Consider the following 24,266-nt stretch of genomic DNA (forward strand, 5'->3'; position numbering starts at 1 on the left):
GAGGCTTTTGCCCCCCGTTCCGGGTCAATTAGGCTTTGGCGCGCTGTTCCAGAATCGCAACAGCCGGCAGTACCTTGCCTTCTACGAACTCCAAGAAGGCGCCGCCACCAGTGGAGATGTAGGAGACTTTGTCAGCGATGCCGAACTTGTCGATGGCAGCCAGGGTGTCGCCACCGCCAGCGATGGAGAAGGCCGGAGAAGCAGCGATGGCTTCAGCGATAACCTTGGTGCCTTCAGCGAACTGGTCGAACTCGAACACACCAACCGGGCCGTTCCACAGGATGGTCTTGGCGTTCATGATGATGTCAGCCAGAGCCTTGGCAGAATCCGGGCCGATGTCGAAGATCATGTCGCCGTCGGTCACGTCAGAGACGGACTTGATGGTCGCCGGAGTGGACTCGGAGAACTCGGCACCTACAACCACGTCGGTGGTCACAGGAATGTTGGTCTCGGCAGCCAGTTTCTTGGCGGTGTCGATCAGGTCGTGCTCGCACAGGGACTTGCCGACGTTGTGACCGGCAGCAGCGATGAAGGTGTTGGCGATGCCACCACCGACAACCAGCTGGTCAGCGATTTTGGAGAGGGATTCCAGAACGGTCAGCTTGGTGGAGACCTTGGAGCCGCCAACGATGGCAACCATCGGGCGCTCGGGCTTCAGCATGGCTTTGCCCAGCGCTTCCAGTTCACCCGCCAGCAGCGGACCGGCACAAGCAACAGGTGCGAACTGGGCAACACCGTAGGTGGAACCTTCGGCGCGGTGAGCAGTACCGAACGCATCCATTACAAAGACATCACACAGGGCGGCGTATTTTTTGGCCAGCTCTTCGGTGTTCTTCTTCTCGCCTTTGTTGAAGCGGCAGTTTTCCAGCACAACCAGCTCACCGGCAGCGACTTCTACGCCATCTAGGTAATCCTTGGCCAGGCGAACCGGGCAGGACAGAGCGTCTTTCAGATAGTTGACAACCGGAGCCAGGGAGAATTCTTCGTTGTATTCACCCTCGGTCGGACGACCCAGGTGGGAGGTGATCATCAGCTTGGCGCCCTTTTCCAGAGCCAGCTTGATGGTCGGCAGAGTCGCAACGATACGTGCATCGGAGGTGACCTTGCCGTCTTTTACCGGTACGTTCAGGTCAGCACGGATCAGAACGCGTTTACCCGCCAGATCCAGGTCAGTCATCTTGATAACAGACATATTCAGTCCTCTATATTTTCCAGGTAATGTTAAAAACAGTAACCTTTCGCCCGGGGCAGGCTCAGCCTGCGGCCATCATGGCCCGGGTGGTATCCAGCATCCGGTTTGCGAAGCCCCATTCGTTATCGCACCACATCAACATCTTGACGAGGTTGGCATCGCTCACCCGGGTCTGGGTACCATCAATGATGCAGGAGTGTGCATCATGATTGAAGTCTACGGAGACCAGAGGTTCTTCCGTGTAATCCAGAATACCGTGTAATGTACCTCTGGATGCCCGTTGCAGGGCTTGATTTACGTCACTAACTGTCACTTTTTTACGAACAGTAATACTCAGATCCATCGCTGTTACATTGATGGTCGGCACCCGCACCGCGATCGCCTCGAACTTGCCGGCGAAGTGGGGCAGGATACGCTCCAGCCCCTTTGCCAGCTTGGTGTCCACCGGAATGATGGACTGACTGGCAGCGCGGGTTCGGCGCAAGTCACTGTGGTAGGCATCGATGACTTGCTGATCATGCATGGCCGAATGAATTGTCGTAATAGTACCACAATTTATCTCGAATTCTCGATGCAATGTTTCAATCACCGGCACCACGCAGTTGGTGGTACAGGAGGCGTTGGAGACGATCCGCTCCGCTCCGGTGAGGGTATGATGGTTGACCCCGTAAACCACGGTGGCATCCACATCGGCATCCGCCGGGTGGGAGAAGAGCACCTTACCCGCCCCCGCCGCCAGATGCAGCTCGGCATCGGCCCGCGAGCCGAATACCCCGGTGCAATCGAGCACCACATCGACTCCCAGCGCCCGCCACGGCAGCTTTGACGGATCCCGCTCGGCAAACAGGGAGATGAGATCCTCCCCCACCAGCATGCTGTTGCCCGCCAGTTGCACCGGATGGAGGAAGCGACCGTGACTGGTATCGTAACGGGTCAGGTGCACCATGGCCTCGGGGGCCGCCAGCTCGTTGATGGCGACGATCTTGATGGTCTTGTCGCGCCCGCTTTCATAGAGGGCTCGCAACACGTTGCGACCGATCCGCCCGTAACCATTGATGGCAATCTTGATCATCGAGAATCCGTTTCCTTGAACCAGCAACAGGGCGGCACACCGGCCGCCCGGGAGCCCCGGCTACGACAGCAGGGCCTCCTTGAATTCACCGCGGGCCAGCAGTGCCGCCCCGAATACCCCGGCACTGTCGCCAAGGGCAGGAGCAATAATGGGGGTTGCGAAGCGGGGATTAAAGAGGAAGGGCAAAATTGTCTGCCGTCCGGCGCTGTAAAGGCTCTGCACATTGCCCACCCCGCCGCCGATGACGATCACATCCGGGTCGAGAATGTTGACCACGTTGGCCAGCGCCTGACCAAACAGCAGGTGCAGCCGGTCGATGGTGAGCTTGGCCACATGATCGTGAGCCGTGGCGGCCGCGATTTGGGCGAGCGAGAGGCGGCGCTTGGCCTTGGCCTCGTACCAGGCCTCCAGCGCCGGGCCGCTGATCAGGGTCTCGACGCAGCCGTGCTTGCCGCAGTAGCACTCGGGGCCATCGGGAGAGAGCACATTGTGGCCCCACTCACCGGCAATGCCGTGATGACCGTTGAGAATGCGGCCGTTGATAACGATGCCGGAGCCGACCCCGGTACCCATGATGATGCCGAACACCACTTTCGCATCGGGATGGTGCTGGCGCACCGCACCAAGATGGGTTTCTGCCAGCGCAAAGCAGTTGGCGTCGTTGGCAATCAGCACCGGCACGCCGAGCCGGCGCTCCAGATCCTCCTTGAACGGCTTGCCATTGAGCTCTGTGGTGTTGCAGTTTTTCATCAGACCGGTCTGCGGATCCCGCGCCCCCGGCGTGCCCATGCCGATGACGGTAGGGCGCTGGCCAATCTTCTCGGCGCACTCTGCTACCAACTTGGCGATCTGGCCGATCATATGGTCATAACCGCCCGCCCGCTCGGTGGGGATGCGATGGCGCAGCAGCACCTCGTCACCATCCAGCACCACGCATTCACACTTGGTACCGCCAAGATCGATACCCCAATCCAGTGACTTGCTGCTCATCTTGCCTCCTGCACGGCCGCCACGCGCTCGTCGTCGCGGCGCCATTTTTTAATGTAAAACGGGGCCTTGCGGCCCCGAATATCAAACAAACTCTTCTTCTCTCGCCCCGGCCTTAGCGGCCGTGGTACTGGGCGGAGAGCTCGTGTACCGCGTTGACGAACACGCCGGCGTGTTCCGGGTTCACATCCTGATGGATGCCGTGGCCGAGGTTGAAGACGTGGCCATTGCCATGGCCGAAACCGGCCAGAATGGAGGCGACCTCTTCACGGATGCGAGCCGGAGTAGCGTAGAGCATGGAGGGATCCATGTTGCCCTGCAGCGCCACCTTGCCGCCGACCCGGCGCTTGGCGTCGGCGATGTCGGTGGTCCAGTCCAGACCCAGCGCATCGCAACCGGTGGCGGCGATCTGCTCCAGCCACTGGCCGCCGTTCTTGGTAAACAGGGTGACCGGCACGCGGCGACCGTCGTGCTCGCGGATCAGGCCATCGACAATCTTGTGCATGTACTGCAGGGAGAAGTCGCGGTAATCGCGCGGGGTGAGCACGCCGCCCCAGGTGTCGAACACCATGACCGCCTGCGCACCCGCCTTGATCTGGGCGTTGAGGTAGGCAATCACGCTGTCGGCCAGCTTGTCGAGCAGCAGGTGCAGGGTTTGCGGCTCTGCGTACATCATCTGCTTGATCTTGGTGAACGCCTTGGAGCTGCCCCCCTCCACCATGTAGGTGGCCAGGGTCCATGGGCTGCCGGAGAAACCGATGAGCGGCACTTCGCCCTTCAGCTCGCGGCGGATGGTGCGCACCGCGTTCATCACGTAGCCCAGCTCATCTTCCGGATCCGGAATGGGCAGCGCCTGCACGTCGGCCATGGAGGTGATCGGGCGCTCGAAGCGCGGGCCTTCACCCTGCTCGAAGTAGAGACCCAGCCCCATGGCATCGGGCACGGTCAGGATGTCGGAGAAGAGGATGGCGGCATCGAGCGGGTAGCGGCGCAGCGGCTGCAGGGTGACTTCACAGGCCAGCTCGGCATTGCGGCACAGGGACATGAAATCCCCCGCCTGGGCGCGAGTCGCCTTGTATTCCGGCAGATAACGGCCAGCCTGGCGCATCATCCATACCGGGGTCATGTCCACATCCTGACGCAGCAAAGCGCGCAGGTATCGATCGTTCTTCAGCTCTTTCATCCCAGTTCCCGAGTTCGTATCATGCATAAAATGGCGGCCATAATACCACTTTGCCCACCGGAGCGGACTGCCCAAAACGTGGCAAATGGGCGCGCGGTTGCAAAGATGTGAAGGGGCGCAAACCTGACCGCCCCGCTTGTAACAAGAAGTGCAAAAAGATTGGCGAAAAGATAAGCGCCTCGTTACCCCTCGCCCGCCAGCGAACACTCGATCAGCCGCCGGGCGATGGTGCCGTGGGGCGGCAAACGCGGCAAGCGGTCAGCAGCAAAGAAAGCGGCGGCCACCAGTTCGTCATCCTGCACCCGGATCTCGCCGCTCTCGTAGTCGGCGGTAAAGCCCATCATCAGGCTGTGGGGGAATGGCCAGGGCTGGCTCGCCACATAGCGCACATTGCGCACCCGGATGCCGCTCTCCTCGAACACCTCCCGTGCCACGCACTGCTCGAGGTTCTCCCCCACCTCCACAAACCCGGCCAGCACGGTATACATGGGATCATCCGCCTGATAGTGACGGCGATGGGCCGCCAAGAGGATCTCCGGCCCCTTGCGCACCGCCACGATAATGCAGGGGGAGATGCGCGGATAGGCCGTGTGGCCATGGTGGCACACCTGCGCCCCCGCCCCTGCCTGGGGGGTCTGGGGGGCGCCGCACTCACCCCTCACAGGGGGGGGGGGGCGGAAGGTGGCGAGCTGCCAGGCGCGGCCCGCGAGACGAAAGCCCTCTTCGTCCCCCGCCACCATCAGCTGGCGCAGAGGGCTCATGGCGCTCGTGTCGGCCTCGTCCCCCAGATCCAGCAGATAACAGGGCAGTCCCTGCCACTCGTCGAAATGCTCGAAAGGGGCGTCAGCCAGCGCTGCGGGCAGACACGCTTTACTGCCCTGTGGCACCTGACCTTGCTGATCGAGCAGTACCAGATGATCGCCCCCCAGCACGAACCAGCGGGCTTGTTCAGTTAATGACATCAGATGACCACTCTCACTTAAGTCCAATTACACAAAGTCCAGTTAAACAGAACCCTGACCACGGCTGGCCGAGCAAAGGGCAAACGCCGCGCGAATGGCTCCCATCTTACGACCAGCACGGGTCGCTGACGACCCCGCCGAGGCCGATTGTTCCATTCGTAAAAAACGGATGGTGCAAATAAAGAGGCCGCCCGAAGGCGGCCCGCTGTTATCCGGCATCCCGTATCCAGCCTCTATCGACGCGGATCAGGCATCGCCCATCGCCAGCAGGGTGGCGTTGCCACCCACAGCCGTAGTGTTGATGGTGCGGGTCTTTTCAGTGACGAAACGGCTCAGGTAGTGCGGGCCGCCCGCCTTGGGGCCGGTGCCGGAGAGCCCTTGGCCGCCGAATGGCTGCACCCCGACCATGGCGCCGATCTGGTTGCGGTTGATGTAGACGTTGCCCACGTTGATGCGGCTCGCCAGCTCCTCCGCGTGGGATTCATTGCGGCTGTGGATCCCGAGCGTGAGGCCATAACCGGTGCCGTTGATGTCGCTGATCACCTTGTCCAGATCCCGGGTGGCGTAGCGCACTACGTGCAGGATGGGGCCGAACTGTTCCTTGGCCAGCTCGCGGATGGAGCCAATCTCCAACGCGGTCGGCTGGACGAAGTGTCCCTCCATGGTCGCAGCGGGCATCGGCGCCTGCGCAATCAGGCGAGCGCGCGACATCATGTAGGCGAGGTGAGCATCGAGACCGGCCTTGGCATCGGCATCGATGACCGGGCCGACGTCAGTGTTGTGCTCGGCCGGGTTGCCCACTTTGAGCTCCTGCATGGCGCCGGTGAGGATCTCCAGCACCCGCTCGGCGATCTCCTCCTGCAGGTAGAGCACCCGCAGGGCCGAGCAGCGCTGACCGGCGCTCTGGAAGGCGGCGCTCACCACGTCGCGCACCACCTGCTCCGGCAGGGCAGTAGAGTCGACGATCATGGCGTTCTGACCGCCGGTCTCGGCGATGAGTGGCAGGATGGCGCCATCGCGCTGGGCCAGGGTCATGTTGATGAGCTTGGCAGTCTCGGTGGAGCCGGTGAAGCAGACGCCGCCGATGCGCGGATCGGCTGTCAACTTGGCACCGACGGTGGCACCGTCACCGGGCAGCAGTTGCAGCACGTCGCCCGGAATACCGGCCTGATGGGCCAGCGTCACCGCCAGATGGGCGATAAGGCCGGTCTGCTCCGCCGGTTTGGCGATAACGGTGTTGCCGGTGGCCAGCGCAGCAGCGACCTGGCCGAGGAAAATCGCCAGCGGGAAGTTCCACGGGCTGATGCAGACAAACACCCCGCGCCCCTGCAGGAACAGCTCGTTCTGCTCGCCGGTGTAACCGGGCAGCAGGGTCGCCTGTCCCATCAGGCTGCGGGCCTGCACCGCGTAGTAGCGGCAGAAATCCACCGCTTCACGCACCTCGTCGATGCCATCTTGCAGCAGCTTGCCCGCCTCGCGGGTACAGAGGGAGACAAACTGCTCGCGGTTCGCTTCCAGCAGATCCGCCAGCTTCTCCAGCGCGGCAGCACGCTCGCTTACCGGGGTGTCACGCCAGCGCGGGAAGGCAGCGTGGGCGGATGCCAAGGCCTGCTCCACCGCCTGCTCGTCGGCCCAGTGGATCTTGCCGACGGTGAGACTCACATCCTGCGGGCTCAGCACGGTGCGTGCCTCGCTGCGTTTGAGGGTCTCGCCATCGACGATGGGGCCCGCCAGCCACTGCTTGCTCTCCAGCTCTTTCAGGCGGGCGAAGAAGGGGCGCTGGATGGAGAGGATGTTCATGTTGACGCCACTGGAGTTCTTGCGGTCGGTGAAGAGGTTCACCGGCTGCGGAATCCGGTCGTTGGCAAAGCCGGAGTAGCGCTTGAGGGTGCGCAGCGGATGCTCGGCCAGCGAATCCACCGGGGTGTTGGGGTCCACCAGCTTGTGAACGAAGGAGGTGTTGGCCCCGTTCTCCAGCAGGCGGCGCACCAGATAGGGCAGCAGATCCTTGTGGGCGCCGACCGGCGCATAGATGCGGCAGTGCAGACCGGGATTGTCGTTCAGCACGGCGTTGTGCAGCTCCTCCCCCATGCCGTGCAGACGCTGGAATTCAAACTGGCGATCACCGGCCATCTCCAGAATGCTGACCACGGTATTGGCATTGTGGGTGGCAAACTGGGGGGCGATAAAGCCGCGAGTCGGCTCGCTCAGCAGGTAGCGGGCGCAGGCGAGATAGGAGATATCGGTGCCCGCCTTGCGGGTAAATAGCGGGTAGCCGGGCAAGCCCGCCTGCTGGGCATATTTCAGTTCGCTGTCCCAGTAGGCGCCTTTTACCAAGCGAACCGGAATGAGGTCACCCTGCTCGCGGGCCAGTGCGGTAAGCCAGCAGAGTACCGGCAGCGCGCGCTTGGAGTAAGCCTGCACCACCATGCCGAGCTTGCCCCAGCCGCGGTTGGCATCGGAGCGGTAGAGCTGCTCGAACAAGTCCAGTGACAGCTCGAGGCGGTCCATCTCCTCGGCATCGATGCTGATGGCCACATCCTTGTCGCGGGCCAGCCGCACCAACCCCACCAGCCGCTCGCACATCTCGCCGAGCACCCGTTCGCGGTTGGCCACGTCATAGCGCGGATGAAGCGCCGAGAGCTTGATGGAGATGGAGGGGGCCGGGCCGCCGTCGCTGATCCGCTCGTTGCCCACCGCCTCGATGGCGTTGCGGTAATCGGTCAGATACTTGTCGGCATCCTGCATGGTCAGCGCCGACTCACCCAGCATGTCGTAGGTGTGGGTGTAACCCAGCTCGCGGGATTTGCGGCTCGCCTTGAGTGCCTCCTTCATGTCGCGCCCCAGCACGAACTGCTTGCCCATGATCTTCATGGCGGCGTACATGGCGGAGCGCACCACCGGCTCCCCCAGCTTGTTGACCATCCGCCCCAGCAGGTTGGCCGGGTTGCCGTCGAGCTTCTTGTCGAGCTTGATGATCTTGCCGGTCAGCATCAGCCCCCAGGTGGAGGCGTTGACCAGGGTGGAGTCGCTCTTGCGGAAATGGGAGGACCAGTTGGCGCCGGAGAGCTTGTCCTTGATCAGGGCATCGGCGGTCTCGGCATCGGGAATGCGCAGCAGCGCCTCGGCCAGACACATCAGGATGATCCCCTCCTGGGTATCGAGACTGTACTCCTGCAGGAAGGCGTCGATACCGTCACCGGAGCCGCTCTCCTTGCGCACCTTGGTCACCAGAGTACGGGCACGCTGGGTCACCTGCTCCAGCGAGGCGCCATCCCCCGGCAGCATGGCCGACAGTTCGGCCAGATAGGCATTTTCATCCACCACGTAGTTCTGGGTGATGGCTTCGCGCAGGGCGGCCAGATCAGAGGGGATATAGTCAGCGGCAAGCACTTGAGTAGCTTTGAACATATGGGGTCTTCCTGTACGCCCTAGGGCTGATATCGACAAAGGCGGACGCGCCGCCGAAACGCCGATAATGTATACAATGTTGCACCCTATATGAAATGAATTTGTTGCCACTCTTTAACAAAGATCGCTCATTCACCCCATGAATTCCCTTTTGAAGCCAATACGCCAGCAAGCGTGAGGGTCATCTGACTTCATTTTGTATACGATCTGCCGCCACTCTATCGCAAAGCAGCCACGCATTCCGCCCAATACGCCCCAAAACCCAAAAAAAGAAGGGCCGCCACGGCGACCCTTCTCAGCAATTCATTCAGCCAGATGCTGTCAGTTCATCCAGCGATCGCCGCGGCTGCGACGACGGGGCAGCATGGGCAGCAGGATGCCAAGCAGAATACCGGCCCCCACCATGGCACCACCACGGATAAACCAGTCCATTTGCATGTCGTGCTCCTAGTTGTCGTAGCTTTGGGTCAGGGCATCATTCTGCTCTTTGAGATTGCTCATCTCCTCACCCTGACTGACCAGCTGGGCCTTGAGAGCGGCGATCTCCTTGCTCTGGGCAGCGATCTGGCCATCCTTCTCGGCGAAGCGTTTCTCGTTGTCGCCGTTGAGGTTTTGCAGGCGGGCCTTGAGCTCGTCACGCTCCTTTTCTACCTGCGGCAGCTGCTCGCGCAGGCTGATCTGGCTCTGCAGTTCGCTGCTTTTGATCCATCCATCACGGCCGCGACCGTCCACCACCTGAGTGAAACCGGCCTCGCCGTTCACCGCCTTCACCTCCAGCGGTTCACCAGCCTTGACGCTGCCAAGGATCCGGTACTGGGTACCCGGGCCATTGTGGATATAGGTAAAGATGTTGTCTGAAACATAACGGGTATCGGCCAGTGCCTGTTGGGCACACAAGCAGATCAAAATCCCGAGAAGGGCGCGCATGGTCGATCGGTTCTCTTTTTCAGGTTTGGACAAGAGGTTGAATGTTAAGCCGCCAGCAGGTTAAAGGACAAGCAAAGAAAAAGCACCTCCCCCGGGATAATACACGCAGAGTTGCGAGTCACCTCGCAACTTGCCCGTCCGCGGCCTCACTTGTTTTTCAGCTCCTGCACCTCGCTGCGCAGGGCGCGGATCTCCCGCAGCAGCTCCTCTTGCTGGTTGTTGTAGTGATGACGCCACTTGTCGGTCTCGCCATCCCCCTTGTTGGGCTGCAAAAACAGGCTGGCCATGAAACCGCTGATGGCACCGAACAGACCGACCCCGAACAGGATCAGCAGACTGGCGACAAACCGCCCCTCCTCGGTCTTGGGCACCAGATCGCCGTAACCCACTGTCGAGAGGGTCACCAGCGTCCACCAGAACGCGTCATAGGGTGTCTCAATCTGGCTGCCGGGCTGGCCTGACTCAATCCAGTACATGACGCCGGAACCCACCCCCAGCAGCAGGAAGAAGAGGAACAGGATGCCGGAAAGAGTGGTCTCGTTGCGCTCGCGACGGAACATGGCCCAGAGATCCGGGTGCTCCTTGAACAGCTGATAGACCCGCCACAGCTGGATCAACCGCGCCCAGCGCAGTTGCTCCGCCATCGGCAGGCTACCCGGCAGATAGATCCAGTTGGCCTTGAAATAGGCCTTGCGATCGGAGGACCGGATCCAGCCATAAGCAAAGTGCGCGAGGAAGAAGTAGCAGATCAGACTGTCGAGGTCATAGAAGAGCTGCAGAGTCTGTGGTGTCAGGCTCTCATGGCCCCACCAGCGGGCCGTCACCAGCACAACCGAGATAATCGACAGAAATGCCATCAGCAGATCCATCGCCCGCAGATGAGTTAAGTGATGTCGCATACATTTTCCAACTTTAAGCACAGTGCAAATTAATAAAAGAGAAGATAATGCCGATAGTCCTGAGGGCAAAGGAAAAAACGGCTTTTAAAAGGAGAATGACAATGCAGCTGAACCTGCTGGAGAAAAGAATGAGCAACATCCGGTTGGTACCCAAAGTGGTGCTGCTGATGGTGTTCAGTACCCTCCTGCTACTGACAAAACTCTGGTTTGACGCCAACAATCTGGAAGCGACCCTGCTCAGCGAAGGGCTCGATCCCGCCAAGGCGGATGCGATCTCCAATCGCCTGCTCTGGACCGGCCTGATGGAGACCGCCATCATGGGGCTGCTGTTCGTGATCCTGCTGCTCACCGGCTCCCGCCTGATGGTCAAGCAGGTGCATTATCTGGTGGGCCTGCTGGAGCGCTTCGCCAAGCGGGACCTCAGCCACAAGGTACTGCTCAAGTCTCGTGACGAATTCGGTGACATCGCCAAGGCGGTCTCCCACTCGCAGGAGAACCTCAAAGAGGTGTTTGGCAACCAGCGTGCCGCCTGCAAGGAGCTCAACGACATCGCCTCCCAGGTGACCCTTTGCATGGAAGAGGCCAACGAAGCGATCAACGAAGAGTTCACCCAGATCGAACAGCTGGCCAGCGCCATGAGCCAGATGGTCGGCGCCATTCGCGAAGTGGCCGCCCATGCGGATCAGGCCTCTCACGCCACCGCCGAAACCAGCCAGCTGGCGGAAGAGGGGAGCCGCTGCGTCGCCGACACCGTCAGCACCATAGACACCCTCTCCGGCAACATCCAGCGCTCCGCCACCGTGGTCAACGAGGTGGAGCAGGGGGTCGAGCGCATTGGCTCTGTGGTCGACACCATTCGCGGCATCTCGGAACAGACCAACCTGCTGGCACTTAACGCGGCCATCGAAGCGGCTCGCGCCGGTGAAGCGGGTCGTGGCTTTGCCGTGGTGGCCTCCGAAGTGCGCGAGCTGGCCAACCGGGCTCAGGCCGCCACCGTCGAGATCCAGAAGATGATCGAACAGCTGCAGGGCAATGCCCATCAGGCTGGCGAGCTGATGGCCCAAAGCGTACAGCAGGCCGACAAGGGGGTGGAACAGGTGACCCAGGCCGGTACCCAGCTCGCCACCATAGTGCAGCGGGTACAGGGTGTCGCCGACATGAACCGCCACATCGCCGCCGCCTCCGAGCAGCAGAGCTCGGTCGCCGAAGAGATGCGCGGTAATCTGGAACAGGTCAAACAGATCGCCGAAGGCTCCGTCGTTGTGCTGCGCGAACTGCAAGAGGCCTCCGAACTGGTCGAGCAGCACAGCAAGGAGCTCGACAGCCAGATCCAGTCCTTCAAGCTCGCCTGACCACAGCGAATAGACAGAAAGGCCCTGCGGGGCCTTTCTTCATATCCCCACCAGCAACCCATTTTCCTTGCCGGATCATGCTTCTCGCCCCTGCGCTGTGACGCGGGGGCCTGACAGTGCTAGATTGGCAACCACCATTTTGAACCGGCAGCGTTGTTAACCCCGTGTCGTTAACCAGCTGTCGTGAACCACAAGGACGGCAACCGTGGCCCAGCACTCTCTCTCTTTCTCCGCCTTCTCCCCCCTGCTGCAAGAACAGGCCGAACGCCAATGGCAGCGGCTGGTCGAACTGGCCCCCGACTATGGCTCGCTGCCCGAGCCGGTTAGCCAGCCCCTGCTGACCCTGCTTGGCCTCTCCGATTTTGTCGCCGACTCTCTCTTCAAACAGCCGGCGTTGCTGACCGAGCTGCTCGCCTCCGGTGATCTCGAACGAACCGAACGCTGGCCCGCTTACCAGCACGATCTGACCGCCCTGCTCGCCGAGGTAAGCGATGAAGAGGCGCTCAAGCGCATCCTACGCCAGTTCCGCCGCAGCCGCATGCTGGTGATCGCCTGGCGCGAGCTGCTGGGCCATGCGGCGGTGGAAGAGAGCTTTAGCCACCTCACCAAACTGGCGGATGCCCTGATCTGCTCTGCTCGCGACTGGCTCTACGCCAAACAGTGCGGCGAGCTGGGTACCCCGATGGACGGCAACGGTAACCCGCAGCCGCTGCTCATTCTCGGTATGGGCAAGCTCGGTGGTGGCGAGCTGAACTTCTCCTCGGATATCGACCTTATCTTCACCTTCCCCGAGAACGGCTACACGGTTGGCGGGCGGCGCGAGCTGGCCAACCAGCAGTTCTTTATCAAGCTCGGCCAGCGCATCATCAACGCCCTCCACCAGCCCACCCAGGATGGTCAGGTGTTCCGGGTCGATATGCGACTGCGCCCCTTTGGCGACGCAGGGCCGCTCGCCATCTCGTTTGCCGCCATGGAGGATTACTACCAGCACCACGGCCGCAACTGGGAGCGCTACGCCATGGTCAAGGCGCGGATACTGGGCCCCCAGTGCGAGCACGCGGTGGAGCTGGCCGAGATGCTTCGCCCCTTCGTGTTTCGCCGCTATATCGACTTTGGCGTTATCGACGGCCTGCGTCAGATGAAGGCGATGATCGCCGCCGAGGTGCGCCGCAAGGGGCTGGAGGGCAACATCAAGCTGGGGGCTGGCGGCATTCGCGAAGTGGAGTTTATCGCCCAGGCGCTGCAACTTATTCGCGGCGGCCGTGAACCGGCACTGCGGGTGCGTCACCTGCCGGAGGCGCTGGCCGCCATCGCCCAATGTGGCGCCCTCGAATCTGCCCATTGCGACCGCTTGCTGGATGCCTATCGCTTCCTGCGCCGGGTCGAGAACATATTGCAGGAGATCGGCGATCAGCAGACCCAAACCCTGCCCACCGAAGAGCGGGATCGCCAGCGGCTGATCGCTGCCCTCGGCTTTGCTGACTGGGGCGCCTTTATGGCTCATCTCGATGAGGAGATGGCGGCCGTCCATCAGGAGTTCGCCGCCGTGGTGGGGGAAGAGAAAGAGGCACCCGCCCATCTGGAGCAGCTCTGGCTCGATCTCTGGCGCACCGAGCTCGATGCCGCCGAGCTGGAAAAATTGCTGACCGCGCAGGGGGTGGCCGAGCCCGCCCCGCTCTGCGCTGCGCTGCTGCGCTTCAAGGAGGAGTACAAGCGCCGTCAGGTAGGGCCGCAGGGGCGCATCGCACTGGACTGGCTGATGCCAGAGCTGCTGCGACTGGTGGTCGCCAGCGAGCAACCCGCCCGCCTGTTCGAGCGGGTGTGCGAGTTGCTGACCCGTATCTTCACCCGCAGCGCCTATCTGCAACTGCTGGCGGAAAACCCGGGCGCCCTGCGCCAGCTGGTGCGGCTGTGCGACGCCAGCCATCTGGTGAGCGAACAGCTGGCCCGCTACCCCATCCTGCTGGATGAGCTGCTCGATCCCCAGCACCTCTACCACCCCACCCCGCTCGACCAGTACAAGCCCCAGCTGCGCCAGTTCCTGCTGCGCATCCCCGAAGAGGACGTGGAGCAGCAGATGGAGGCACTGCGCCAGTTCAAGCAGGTGCAGCTGCTGCGCATCGTGGCGGCAGATATCGCTGGCGCCCTGCCGCTGATGAAGGTGAGCGACCACTTAACCTGGCTGGCGGAGGCGATCACCGAGGAGGTGGTCAATCAGGCCTGGGCCCAGATGAGCGAACGCTACGGGGTGCCGCCCGAGGTGGCGTTAAGCGGCCAGCGCGGTTTTGCGGTGGTGGCCTACGGCAAGCTGGGCGGCATCGAGCTCGGCTACGGCTCGGATCTCGATCTGGTGTTCCTGCACGGCGGTGACCCCAACAGCTACACCGACGGGCGTAAACCCATCGACAGCCGTCAGTTCTACCTGCGCCTGGCGCAGCGGATCCTGCACCTGTTCAGCACCCGTACCCCGTCCGGGATCCTCTACGAGATCGATATGCGGCTGCGCCCCTCCGGCGACTCCGGCCTGCTGGTCTCGTCGCTGTCGGCCTATGAGCAGTATCAGCAAAACGAGGCGTGGACCTGGGAACATCAGGCGCTGGTGCGGGCTCGCACCATCTATGGCGATGACGCCATCGTTGCCGAATTTTCCCGTATCCGCCGCGATGTGCTGGCCAAGGAGCGGGAGCTGCCGACCTTGGCCCGCGATGTGCGCGAGATGCGCCAGAAGATGCGGGATCACCTGCTCAAAGCCGGTGCCGGCGAGTTCGACCTCAAGCAGTCCCCCGGCGGCATGGTGGATATCGAGTTTATCGCCCAGTATCTGGTGCTGGCCCACGCCTGCGGTGAGCCCGATGCCCTCACCCGCTGGTCCGATAACGTGCGCATCTTCGATGAGTGCGTGATGGCAGGGGTGCTGACGCTGGAGCAGGCGGAGGGGCTGAAGCAGGCCTATCTGGAGATCCGCAACCTCGGCCATCGCCTCAACCTCTCGGAGATCTCCCGCAAGGTGAGCGACGATCAGCTGCAGAGTGAGCGCAGCCATGTGCTCGCCGTCTGGCACAAGCTGCTGGGGGAGTGATTCCCGCCAGCGGCAATGAAAAAGGGCCCGCCTGAATTGCTTCAGTCGGGCCCCTCTCTTATCGGCAAATCAGCATCCTTACGGTTGCTCAGCCGTGCTCCATCACCGTCTCCACCAGCATCTGGTTGAAACGCTGATAGGCCTCTTCCTCAAGGAGCCCCGGATAGCTCAACACCCTCAGCGCATGTCCTTGATAATCAGGATGATAGGGTGGGTGGACATGGGCATAGTCGTTGAGACAAAAACCCAGCCCCTGATAGAAGCGCAGACGGCGAATGGCAATCTCATCCTCTGGCGGATCGATCTCGAGAATGACGGTTTTGCCTGCCCGCTCGCAAAATTCGGCCAGCAGGCGGCTGCCGTAGTTGCGGCCGCGCAGCACCGGATTGATAGCCAGATGTTCGATATAGATCTGCTCGCCACACGCCCACCAGAAGATAAAACCGAGCAGCAGGCCGTCCTGATAAAAGATTTGGCAGTGATAGCGAGGATCCCGCATCTTCTGGGGCTGATGCTGTGACTGGCGCTGCTCGTAGCGGGGAAAACTCTCGCCATAGATCTGCCAGACCAGCGGCCACGCCGGATGGTTTACCTCTCTAATCACGTCACTCTCAATCATTAGAACTACCTCTCATCTATTTTGCAGAACGTTCATCTATACATGAAAAGTTCTGCCACAGCATCCGCTGATGAAATAAAAGCCAGAACACCCGATTAGCGGGCGCCATCCGGTTGCGAAACAAACTGCTGCTGGCTGCCATCGGGCAGTAGCGCCAGCACACTTTGAGCGGCCAGTTTGATCCCTGCCAGCTCGGTGGCCGGGCCGAAGTTGGCAATCAGTCGAGTGCCATCGGCAAACTCGCTCTGCTGCACCACACCTCGTTTATCGAGCCAGCGAAAACCGGTGAGGGGCTGGTTGTAGAGCCGCTCATGCAGTGGGCGGAAGAAGGTATCGAGCCCCTTGAGGTAGGGAATGCGCGCGCTGGCGCTATCCAGACTGAGGTTGAGCAGCGGCGGCACGTTGTAGAGCTGCTGCAACAGTTCCGTCACCTGACGGCTCTCCCTGAATTTGAGGCTGTCCATCGTCCAGTGGTGGGTGGTCACTATGCTGTCGTGAAAGACGCTCTGGAACAGCGGCAACCGCAGCGCCGGATCGAAGTAAAGCCCCTGATACCCGGGCTTGAGGTGGCTCTGGCGAAAGAAGAACGCGGGCTGATAGTCGGGATACCAGGCTCCCAGATAGTAGGGAGAGCGCTTGTTGCGGCGCATATCGGGATCCTGCCAACCAAAGCCGCTGGTCTGGGGGCCGTGGGCAAAGGCCGCGGTGCGGTTGGCTACCGCGCCGCCCTCCTCGGAGCCCACCAGCACCCCCTGACTCTTGGCAATCCACGCCATCCCGGCCATCCGGTTTTGCGCATCCTGCGCCTGACTGGTCGGCTTGGCCGGGTCGAAGTCGTCAAACACCATGCCGGTTGCCGCCACATCGAGGAACCAGCTGTTGTAGTGGCTTGCCTGCTGCAACCAGGGTACGCGCTGCTCCATCACCGGACGCACGCAGGCCTGATTGGTGTAGACGCCGCTGTTTTGAAAGCCGCTCTTGCGCCGTCCGTTCTCCTGCATGATGCCGCAGCGCAGGTAGCTATCCTGCCCCATCTGGGCGGTGAGCCATCTCTGCTGGCGATTCCCCTCCGGCAGCGCCGTATCGTAAGAGTCGTAAGGGGCGATGAGATAGCCCGCCGCTTTGGCAAGTTCAATCCCCTCTGGCGCAGCAAAACCGGCGGTCCACTGGGGCAGACCCAGCCAGAGTTTGGGTAGTCCAGCCTGCTTGAGAGCGGCGATCATCTTGGCCGAGCTGCCATCACCCCAACTCTGTGGCTCGTTGATCGCAGCCCCCAGTTGCGTGGCAGCCAGCGTGCGCCGGGCGGCGAAATCGGCCGGTTGCTGACCCGGATGGCGCAGCGCCAGCGCCTGCTCAACTCCGGTCAGCACCAGATTTTGCAGGTAGCGGTTGCGCTCAAGATCGGGTGCTTGCAGCGCACTTTTACTCTCCCCCTTGAGCCAGTTGGCAGGGATCAGGCGGCGCAGCGCGGGCCAGCTCTTCACATCCTGTGGCACCAGCAGTCGCTCGCCCCAGAGGTAGAGGTGAGAGGCGCCAATCAGCCGCTTGCCATCCTTTACTGCCGCCAGCTTGCTCTCGAGCGAGACCAGCTCGCCCCGCTCCTGCAACCAGTTGCGATAGGCCTTGCCCGCCGCCAGCCAGTCGTTGCCCGGCTGCAGCGTCACAACCACCTCATAGGGGTCGGCCAGATTGAGGCGATTGACGCTATGGGTCGCCGTCAGGGCAATGCCATCTTTCCTCGGCGTAAAAGTGAGCCGGTTGTTGAAGGGGTTGGCAAAGAGGATCGCCAGCTGCTGATCGCCGTGATCCAGCCCGACCAGCGGCAGGGTGAGATTTTCGGTGGTATTGATCCCTTGATACTCCTGCGCCAGCGCCTTGCGCCACTCGGGATGATCAACCGGGATGCGAAAACCCTCGTGGATCGGCAGCATCAGCGCCTGCGCCCCTGCCGGCACTCGCGGCCACACCAGCTCGCCAGCACTCGCACGACTCAAGCTGAGGATCAGACGGTTGCCCTCGAGACGGGCAGAGGCTCGCACCTCGCCATCGGCACGAGTCAGCCAGCTGGCACGCTCCCCCTCCTGCTGCAAGGCGGTGACCGGTTGGTGCGGACCGGGGGAAGAGATGGCAAGGTGCTGGCCCGAGGGTAGGATAGCTTCGGCCGCCAGAGTGGCGGGATCCAGCTCGATACGCCACTGATCGTTGGCCAGAGTCAGCGCCTCGGCAGGCAGGGAGAGCAGCGGCATCAACAGCAGCAGGCGGATCCGGCTCGTTAGCACGGGGAAAGAGGTCATGGTCGGTGATTCCTGATAAAAACGGGAGCCGCCATTGCAGCAGATCGGCGGGCTCAGATTGTCAGGCCAATGTCAGGATTAAGCCCAGAGCAGAGGCGGAGAGGCTTCACAGCCATTTCACCTTTAGTAACCACCACCATCCACCGGGCAATTGTTGCAAATAACATCAGTAAAATGTCACAGTAATTGCACCAGCGAAACAATCTCTGCCCGAGGCTGGCCATCCATCGCTGCCTGCAACGACTCAACCCCTTGGCATCACTCCACCGGCCCCGCCTGACTGTGGCTCAGCTGCAACACCAGCTGGCCACGCTGGCTGGTCTGCACCAGCGAAAGGGTGCGCCAGCTGTCGGGCGTGGCGGCAGGCCAACCCACCTTGCCATCGAGAGGCAGGCGGTTCCACCAGATCAGAGAATATTGCGGGCGAGCCAGCACAGTCTGCTCAAGCCAGAGCGGAGTGCACGAAGCGGGATTGGCGGGGGGATTGGCCACCGCCAGCGGCGAGCGGGAGAGCCAGTCCAGATCCTGCACCGCAGGCAGCGGTAACGTCACCTGCCAACGCTGGCCCGCCACCGTCAGCCGCAGCTGATAGAGTCCGGCTGGCAAAGGCGTCGGTAGATCGGCCCCCACGACTCTCACCCCCTTACTCCCCTCCGCCTCCCACTGGGCGCCAGCAAGTCGGTCACGGCCAGCGAGATCGACAAGTTCCGCGGCGGCGATGGCCCCCTCGCCGGTCAACTGCACCCGATAGTCCCGCAGCAGCGGCGCATCGCGCTGGATCAGCTCAAGGCGCAGCTCGCTCACCCCATCAGGCAGAGTGAGCGGGAAATCCTTGCCGCAGTGCTGGGTACTCAGCGCAGCCAGCATCCCCTGCCAGTTGCGGCGCTCAGCATCGCTGTTGAGTGCGGGCCATGCCTGCTGCAAAGATTGCCAAGCGTGCCGGTTATCCCCCTGCAACAGCGCCAAGGTAGCCGGTTGCAGCGGGTCGGTGCGATCGGTGGCCAGACCCTCTGTTGCCATCACGCTGCTTGCATTCAGAAGGCCGCCGCTTAGAGCCAACAGCAGTCCAGCCCGCGTTGCACGCTTCACGCTGGCTCCTCCAGCCGGTAGCCGATGCCGCGCACCGTCTCGATGGCCAGTCCGGGTAGCTTCTGGCGCAACTGCAGAATATGGGTATCGACGGTGCGGGTGGAGGGGAACGCCTGATAGCCCCACACCCGGTTGAGGATCTCCTCCCGGCTCAGCACCCGCCCCGCCATCCGCACCAGCAGGGTGAGCAGGGCAAACTCGGTGGGGGTAAAGCTCACCTCCGCATCCTGCCAGCTCGCCTGCATCCGGGCGGGGTGGAGCTGCAAGCCGCCCACCGCCTGAGTGCCATCCCCCAGCTGACGCAGCTGGGCCCGGATCCGCGCCAGCAACTCATCGTGGGAGAAGGGCTTGGTCAGGTAGTCGCGCGCCCCTGCATCGAGCCCGGCCACCCGATCGCTCACCTCCACCCTGGCGGTGAGCACGATCACCGGCAGCGCCTTGCGCGCCAGCCACTGGGGCAGCCACTCGAGAGCATCCCCCTCCGGCATGGTGCGATCCAGCAGCACCAGATCCGCCGCCAGCCACTGCTGCTCCGCCGCTGTCAGGGTGTCGCACCAGAGGCAGCGATACCCTTCGCGGGTCAGATAGCGTTGCAGGTTCTCCGCAAGCAGCGCCTCGTCTTCGACAAGCAGGATGGTCTTCATGATTCGGGGTCGCTCCAGAGTTGGCAGGGCAGCGTCAGGGTAAAGGTAGTGGGCGGGCCGGATAGGGTGAGGCGCCCACCAAGACGGCGCAGCAGATGGCGCACGATGGCAAGCCCCAGCCCCAAACCCTCGGCACGGGCACCGCGGCGCAGCAGGGTAGCGAGCCGGTAACCCGGCAGCTCGCCGCCATCGCTGACCGCGAGGATCAAACGCCCCGCCTGCCAGCTGGCACAGATCCGAACTGGTGCGCGGCCATGTTGGCTGGCGTTGCGCAGCAGGTTGTCGAGGGCGAGATCGAGCCAGTAGAAGGGGAGCGCCAGAGTCATCTCCCGCTCAAGGCAGAAGGTAGCGCCATGCCGCTCGCAAGCCAGGGTGAGCCACTCAGTGAGACTGACCGCCACCCGCTCATCTTCGAGAGTCTCTGCCGCCAGATAGTGGCGACTGGCCTGCGCCAGTTGATGCAGACGGGCGACACTGCCCAGCAGCTGCCCCACGCTCTGCTGGGCGGAAGGGGGCAGCCGGTCGAAATCGTGGCGCAGCTCCTCGCTGATGCCGGAAAGCGCCATGATGGGGGTACGCAGCTCGTGGGTCAGCATCTGCAACGCGACGCGCCGCTCCCGCAGCAGGCGCCAGCGCTGCCAGCTGGCCCATCCCAGCAGCAAGATGAAACCAAGGGAGCTGGCCAGCGCCAGCCACTGCCAGTCAAGCGTGGGGCGAGTATTGAAACAGATCGCTCCGACTCGCTCTTCACAAGTACCAGCTGTGCGGCTATCCAGCGTCACGCCAAGCCGCTCGGCCAGCGGTTGCCACTGCCCGGCGCCATAGCGACGCCACTGCTGTTCTGCGAGCAGCCAGAGGTGACCCGATTGCAGCAGCCAGCGCTCACCCCGCAGCAGGGCGTCGAGGTTGTCATCATCAAGCTCGCCAAGCAGCCCCAACTGATCGCGCCGCTCCCGCACATGGAGCAAAGCGTTGAGCCCGGCGGACGGATGATCAGCCAGCCAGCGGGCAGTGCTGGAGCCGCCCAACGGATAGATTGGGTGAGCGGCAAACCAGCTGATCGAGGGGGCAGCCCCATGGCCGCAAAGCGCCTGCAGCAGTGGCAGCCACTCGGCGGGCAAGTCATTCTCTGTCCCGCACTCCTGCTGATAGCGGTAGATGGCCTGCAACTGGCGCAGCTGATAACGCTGCCAGGCGGGATAGAGGGAGTCGGGAGCGATCAGGCGCCGGTCGAGCCGCTGCACCTCGTCAAGAGGCAGCGCCTGTTCGGGAGCCTGCCTGGCCAGCTCGCCCGCCAGACGATCCGCCAGCAGCCCGGCCAGCACGGGAGAAGCCATGCCGTAGCAGATCAGGGAGCAGAGCAGCAGGATCAGGCGCATGGGTTCAACTCGAGATGACTCCGAATGAAGACACAGCAGATCACTGCGCCATAAAAAATGTCAGCGCCATTTTTCAATGGCGCTGACATCCGGTCAACCGCTAACGGCATTGGCGCGGCTCGCGCCAGCCCATATGAACCGTCACCTACTTGAACAGCCCTTTGAGCAGCTGGTCGGCCACCCCTTTGACGGCCTCGTTGTCGGCCTTGTCCCCCAGCAGCTTCTTGAGGCCGCGTTCGGCCTCCTTGCGCGCCTTCTCCTCCAGCAGCTTGTTGTTGCTGAGCAGCGCCTTTACGTCGAGCTGGTAGCTGAGCGCCTGCCAGTGGCCGCCGATCCGCACCGGAATGGAGATCTCCTTCAGCTCGTCCACGTCCTTGCCTCCCTGCCCCTTGCTGCTCTCGACGATGGAGGTGAGGAACAGGAAGTCGAGGCTCTCCGGCACCAGCGCCGTCTGCCCCTCGCCCTTGACCCGCAAGGCCGGGGCAAAGAGCTGGATGTCGTTGCTGCGGGCGATGCCATCGGCAATCAGGAAGCTGGCGGTCAGGGCGCTGAAGTCGGTCTTGCGCGCCTCCTTCACCTGCTCGGCTCCCTTGCCGGTGAGGGTGGCCCGCGCCTCGCGGATCATCTCCGGCAGGTTGATGCCGTGCAGGGCGCCGTCACTCAGCTTCAATGTCACCTTACCCTGCATCCCGTTGCGCAGCGCCAGCGCGGAGAGACCACGGCCCTGCACCTGCACATCGAGATCGCCCTTGCCCTCCAGCAGATCGCTCTGAGCCAGAGTCTGAAGCAAGGGACGGATGTTCACTCCGGCCACCTGCTTGTGCACCTTGTAGGTGGCGGGTTGCTGGCGTGCATCGAGAACTCCGTTAGCGTTTACCTGACCGCCAGCTACGGTCGCGCTGAACTGTTTGAGCGTCAGCAGTCCCTTAGCCAGAGCCACCTGCAGATCGACTGCGCCAAGATCCAGCCCTTTCAGACGCAGGCTGCCGAGTTGCAGCCGACCATCCAGATCCACCCCTTTGAGCGCGCCCAGATCCGGTTCGACAGTGGAGAGGGCTTCGCTCTTACCGCTTACCGCTTTATTGCCACTTGTAGCGGCATTGGAGGCTCCGGCCGCCGGTTTGCTCTCTTTCGCCTGCGCAGGTGTGGTCGGTGTCGCTTTGGCGAGCCATTTGTCGAGATCCAGCTTCTCCCCCTTGAGATCGAAAGTGATCGCGGGAACAGTACCAAGCTGCACGGATCCATCACCACTCAGCAGCGCCTCATCGGCACTCATCACCAGCTTGCTCAGGGTAATCAACTGCTTGTCGAGCTCGGCGCGGGCAAACCCGGCCAGTTTCAGCTTCATCTGCGGGCGCGGCAGCGCACCACCTTCCAGCGCAGCCGTCAGCAGCACATCGGAGAGCTCGGCCAGCTTCATCTCTTTATCGAGCCGTCCCTTGAGCGTTCCTTCCAGCGAACCTGCCAGTAAAGCTTGCTGCCCCTCGACCTTGGCTCCTTTCAGCGCCAACGTGAGATTGCTCCACTCACCAAGGGCCAGTCGGTCTCCCTTGATGGAGAAACTGTCGAGTCGCAGGGCGGGTTCACTCAGGCCGCCACTGAGGCTCAGATCTTTCAGTTCACTGGCCATCACCTCCTGCACTAGCTTGATCTGGGTCTGCCCTTTAATATCGAAAGCGAGCTTGTCGGCACTCCCCTTCGCGGCCAGCGTCACGGGTACCCACTGACCGGTGGCCAGCTGCCCCATATCGAGATCGAGTCGATCCAGTCGCAGCGACGTGCCGCTGCGATCATCCTGTACAAGCGCACTGGCCTGGGAGAGCGCGACACCCTGCAAGCTGATCTGCCAGTGCTTGCTATCAGAGGTTGGCGCAGGGGTTGCGGGGACGACCGGTTCGCTTGCATCAGCAGTGGCATCTTTGATCAGACCGCTCAGATTGGAGCTGCCATCCGCCTTGGTCTGGATAAAGAGATGGGCGCCACTCAGGGTCACCTTGCCGATCTCCAGACGATGTGAGAGCAGCGGCAACAGGGCCACCGAGGCCTCGCCCTGTTCGAAACGAATCAGATCCGGCTCGGCAAAACCGGCCGGATTGCGCAGAGCCACCTTCTCCAGCGAGAGGCCGAGACTCGGCCAGAAACGCCAGTCAATCTCCCCCGCCATCACCAGTTCCCGGCCCGTGCTCTTGCGCACCTGTTCAGCCAGCTGGGGCTTGAATTGATTGGGGTCGATAAGGCTTATCAGCGTCACTATGGCCAGCAAGGCAGCCACGGCGATGCCGAGCAAGATGAGAACTATCTTCTTCACGATATGCTCCTTGAATCCGGATCCACTGCAGACTATACCACTCACCGTCTGACGAATGGCGTCTGCGGGACAAAAGCGGACAAGGATGAGACAGGGATGGTCGCTGCCAATCCCCATCGTCATCAGCAGGGATCAGGCTTGCAAAGGGGATTGCTGCAACCGCGCCATAGCTGTGCGCGTCGACTCGAAAGCAAAGCGGGGCAAGGGGATATCGCGGATCTTCAGCCAGTGACAGGCGGCGACATCGTCAGCTGGCTGGATGACCGGTTTTTCGCTCAGCTTGATGGCAAAGAAGGTGTCACAGGTGTGATAGGTGATGCCATCGTAGGGATAGATATTGGGGAATGAGCCAAGATAGGTGCAAGGATGAGCGCTGACATCGAGTCCCAGCTCCTCCTGCAACTCGCGCACCAGCGCCACCTCCAGCGACTCGCCGGGATCGACAAATCCTCCAGGCAGATCCAGCAACCCCTTGCCCGGATTGCCGGCCCTCACCGCAACCAGCACCTCGTCCTGCCAGCAAAGCGCCACCATCACCGCCGTCGCCACATTCTGGAAAAAATGAAAACCGCAGCCACAGCGAAACTCTTTGGGGCTGACGCTCTGCAAGGTTTGTCCCCCGCATTTTGGACAAAACATGGGCTATCTCCGACGAAATAAAGCGCCATTTTACGCTTTCTGGGCCATTTTTTATGAGTGAAACAGACAGGGATGATTGGAAATTCAAGAGGAGGGGAATAAAACGGGGCAATTATCAGGCGATTTGCTGATTTTCAGACAATAAAAAACCCCGCTCGATGAGCGGGGTTCTTAAATTGGGTGCCTGGCAGTGTCCTACTCTCGCATGGCGAATGCCACACTACCATCGG

The 24,266-nt window shown here is 62.0% G+C and carries 16 protein-coding genes and 1 pseudogene; 2 read left to right on the top strand and 15 right to left on the bottom strand.

The features are described 5' to 3' along the window. Nucleotides 1-28 precede the first annotated feature (28 nt). The 8 genes and pseudogenes from ACW5XC_RS19340 to ACW5XC_RS19375 all read right to left on the bottom strand — a co-directional run bounded on the left by ACW5XC_RS19340 (nucleotide 29) and on the right by ACW5XC_RS19375 (nucleotide 10,633). The gene (locus ACW5XC_RS19340) at nucleotides 29-1,192 is read right to left on the bottom strand and encodes a phosphoglycerate kinase (protein ID WP_005335436.1); all 1,164 of its coding nucleotides are present in this window, start codon (nucleotides 1,190-1,192) and stop codon (nucleotides 29-31) included. A 61-nt stretch (nucleotides 1,193-1,253) separates the two neighbouring features. Further along, nucleotides 1,254-2,264 (bottom strand): erythrose-4-phosphate dehydrogenase, encoded by a 1,011-nt coding sequence (epd, locus tag ACW5XC_RS19345; protein WP_042053901.1) that lies wholly within the window; start codon nucleotides 2,262-2,264, stop codon nucleotides 1,254-1,256. Nucleotides 2,265-2,324: 60 nt separating this feature from the next. Then, nucleotides 2,325-3,254 (bottom strand): ROK family protein, encoded by a 930-nt coding sequence (locus ACW5XC_RS19350; protein WP_042053900.1) that lies wholly within the window; start codon nucleotides 3,252-3,254, stop codon nucleotides 2,325-2,327. 112 nt (nucleotides 3,255-3,366) lie between these two features. Next, a complete protein-coding gene (gene hemE, locus ACW5XC_RS19355; protein WP_042053899.1) occupies nucleotides 3,367-4,434 on the bottom strand; it encodes a uroporphyrinogen decarboxylase in 1,068 nt (355 codons plus the stop codon). A 182-nt stretch (nucleotides 4,435-4,616) separates the two neighbouring features. Then, entirely contained in the window at nucleotides 4,617-5,396 is a 780-nt protein-coding gene (nudC, locus tag ACW5XC_RS19360; RefSeq protein WP_456516104.1) for an NAD(+) diphosphatase, read from the bottom strand. Nucleotides 5,397-5,642: 246 nt separating this feature from the next. After that, nucleotides 5,643-8,807: a bifunctional proline dehydrogenase/L-glutamate gamma-semialdehyde dehydrogenase PutA gene (putA, locus tag ACW5XC_RS19365; protein WP_042053897.1), complete on the bottom strand. Its 3,165-nt coding sequence runs from the start codon at nucleotides 8,805-8,807 to the stop codon at nucleotides 5,643-5,645. 321 nt (nucleotides 8,808-9,128) lie between these two features. Further along, nucleotides 9,129-9,734 (bottom strand): annotated as a pseudogene (locus ACW5XC_RS19370) (TIGR04211 family SH3 domain-containing protein). 146 nt (nucleotides 9,735-9,880) lie between these two features. After that, nucleotides 9,881-10,633 (bottom strand): potassium channel family protein, encoded by a 753-nt coding sequence (locus ACW5XC_RS19375; protein WP_235695326.1) that lies wholly within the window; start codon nucleotides 10,631-10,633, stop codon nucleotides 9,881-9,883. A 101-nt stretch (nucleotides 10,634-10,734) separates the two neighbouring features. Here ACW5XC_RS19375 and ACW5XC_RS19380 point away from each other — a divergent pair, with 101 nt between their 5' ends. After that, nucleotides 10,735-11,985 (top strand): methyl-accepting chemotaxis protein, encoded by a 1,251-nt coding sequence (locus tag ACW5XC_RS19380; RefSeq protein WP_005362726.1) that lies wholly within the window; start codon nucleotides 10,735-10,737, stop codon nucleotides 11,983-11,985. A gap of 205 nt (nucleotides 11,986-12,190) precedes the next feature. Continuing rightward, nucleotides 12,191-15,064 (top strand): bifunctional [glutamate--ammonia ligase]-adenylyl-L-tyrosine phosphorylase/[glutamate--ammonia-ligase] adenylyltransferase, encoded by a 2,874-nt coding sequence (gene glnE, locus ACW5XC_RS19385; RefSeq protein WP_042053894.1) that lies wholly within the window; start codon nucleotides 12,191-12,193, stop codon nucleotides 15,062-15,064. Nucleotides 15,065-15,152: 88 nt separating this feature from the next. On the opposite strand, the gene ACW5XC_RS19390 is transcribed toward glnE, so the two are convergent. From ACW5XC_RS19390 to ACW5XC_RS19420, 7 genes are all read right to left on the bottom strand, one after another. Next, entirely contained in the window at nucleotides 15,153-15,683 is a 531-nt protein-coding gene (locus ACW5XC_RS19390) for a GNAT family N-acetyltransferase (protein ID WP_042053892.1), read from the bottom strand. Nucleotides 15,684-15,778: 95 nt separating this feature from the next. Continuing rightward, on the bottom strand, nucleotides 15,779-17,977 hold the full coding sequence (locus ACW5XC_RS19395) for a glycoside hydrolase (RefSeq protein WP_042053887.1): 2,199 nt from the start codon (nucleotides 17,975-17,977) through the stop codon (nucleotides 15,779-15,781). Between the two features lie 258 nt (nucleotides 17,978-18,235). Beyond that, nucleotides 18,236-18,997 carry a DUF2861 family protein gene (locus ACW5XC_RS19400; RefSeq protein ID WP_236727568.1) on the bottom strand — a complete coding sequence of 254 codons (762 nt, stop codon included), beginning with the start codon at nucleotides 18,995-18,997 and terminating at the stop codon, nucleotides 18,236-18,238. A 65-nt stretch (nucleotides 18,998-19,062) separates the two neighbouring features. Further along, entirely contained in the window at nucleotides 19,063-19,710 is a 648-nt protein-coding gene (locus ACW5XC_RS19405; protein WP_042053882.1) for a response regulator transcription factor, read from the bottom strand. After that, nucleotides 19,707-21,089, bottom strand: a complete 1,383-nt coding sequence (locus ACW5XC_RS19410; protein WP_042053881.1) for an ATP-binding protein — start codon at nucleotides 21,087-21,089, stop codon at nucleotides 19,707-19,709. Before ACW5XC_RS19410 ends, ACW5XC_RS19405 begins: the two co-directional genes overlap by 4 nt. A 145-nt stretch (nucleotides 21,090-21,234) precedes the next feature. Further along, nucleotides 21,235-23,397, bottom strand: a complete 2,163-nt coding sequence (locus ACW5XC_RS19415; protein ID WP_042053879.1) for an AsmA family protein — start codon at nucleotides 23,395-23,397, stop codon at nucleotides 21,235-21,237. 132 nt (nucleotides 23,398-23,529) lie between these two features. Continuing rightward, nucleotides 23,530-24,036 carry an NUDIX domain-containing protein gene (locus ACW5XC_RS19420; protein WP_042053878.1) on the bottom strand — a complete coding sequence of 169 codons (507 nt, stop codon included), beginning with the start codon at nucleotides 24,034-24,036 and terminating at the stop codon, nucleotides 23,530-23,532. Nucleotides 24,037-24,266 lie beyond the last annotated feature (230 nt).

This window comes from Aeromonas sp. 25-AL00135, from assembly GCF_054052385.1.

Coding starts and splice junctions, on each gene's coding strand:
- ACW5XC_RS19410 (WP_042053881.1), bottom strand. CDS start 21,089: ATGCGCCTGATCCTGCTGCTCTGCTCCCTGATCTGCTACGGCATGGCT.
- hemE (WP_042053899.1), bottom strand. CDS start 4,434: ATGAAAGAGCTGAAGAACGATCGATACCTGCGCGCTTTGCTGCGTCAG.
- putA (WP_042053897.1), bottom strand. CDS start 8,807: ATGTTCAAAGCTACTCAAGTGCTTGCCGCTGACTATATCCCCTCTGAT.
- ACW5XC_RS19420 (WP_042053878.1), bottom strand. CDS start 24,036: ATGTTTTGTCCAAAATGCGGGGGACAAACCTTGCAGAGCGTCAGCCCC.
- epd (WP_042053901.1), bottom strand. CDS start 2,264: ATGATCAAGATTGCCATCAATGGTTACGGGCGGATCGGTCGCAACGTG.
- ACW5XC_RS19375 (WP_235695326.1), bottom strand. CDS start 10,633: ATGCGACATCACTTAACTCATCTGCGGGCGATGGATCTGCTGATGGCA.
- ACW5XC_RS19340 (WP_005335436.1), bottom strand. CDS start 1,192: ATGTCTGTTATCAAGATGACTGACCTGGATCTGGCGGGTAAACGCGTT.
- ACW5XC_RS19380 (WP_005362726.1), top strand. CDS start 10,735: ATGCAGCTGAACCTGCTGGAGAAAAGAATGAGCAACATCCGGTTGGTA.
- ACW5XC_RS19350 (WP_042053900.1), bottom strand. CDS start 3,254: ATGAGCAGCAAGTCACTGGATTGGGGTATCGATCTTGGCGGTACCAAG.
- ACW5XC_RS19390 (WP_042053892.1), bottom strand. CDS start 15,683: ATGATTGAGAGTGACGTGATTAGAGAGGTAAACCATCCGGCGTGGCCG.
- ACW5XC_RS19405 (WP_042053882.1), bottom strand. CDS start 19,710: ATGAAGACCATCCTGCTTGTCGAAGACGAGGCGCTGCTTGCGGAGAAC.
- ACW5XC_RS19395 (WP_042053887.1), bottom strand. CDS start 17,977: ATGACCTCTTTCCCCGTGCTAACGAGCCGGATCCGCCTGCTGCTGTTG.
- nudC (WP_456516104.1), bottom strand. CDS start 5,396: ATGTCATTAACTGAACAAGCCCGCTGGTTCGTGCTGGGGGGCGATCAT.
- ACW5XC_RS19400 (WP_236727568.1), bottom strand. CDS start 18,997: ATGGCAACAGAGGGTCTGGCCACCGATCGCACCGACCCGCTGCAACCG.